A 412-nucleotide genomic window follows, 5' to 3' on the forward strand; every position below is an offset into this window, starting at 1 on the left:
TCCCTCAACTATGAGGAAGCCGGCGAGCAGCTGGCGGACCTGGTGAAGGTGGATATTCTGCTCAACGGCGATCCGGTGGATGCCTTTTCCGCCATCGTGCACCGCGATTCCGCACAGTGGTACGGCAATAAGATGACCAAGAAGCTCAAGGAGCTCATCCCGCGCCAGCAGTTCGAGGTTCCAGTCCAGGCGGCGATTGGTTCGAAAATCATCGCGCGTGAAAACATTCGCGCCATGCGCAAGGACGTGTTGGCCAAGTGCTACGGCGGCGATATTTCCCGTAAGCGCAAGCTGCTGGAGAAGCAGAAGGCCGGTAAGAAGCGCATGAAGTCCATCGGCTCCGTTTCGGTGCCGCAGGAAGCCTTCGTCGCGGCGCTGTCCACCGACGCCGACTAGAGCACGCCGTATAACC

General features: G+C 59.5%; 1 pseudogene. It reads left to right on the forward strand.

Features of this window, described 5'->3' with window-relative positions:
- Window positions 1-396: pseudogene (locus tag HMPREF2875_RS06900) on the forward strand (elongation factor 4); the annotation flags it as partial.
- Window positions 397-412 lie beyond the last annotated feature (16 nt).

Source organism: Corynebacterium sp. HMSC078H07, from assembly GCF_001812805.1.
Taxonomy (GTDB): Bacteria; Actinomycetota; Actinomycetes; order Mycobacteriales; family Mycobacteriaceae; genus Corynebacterium.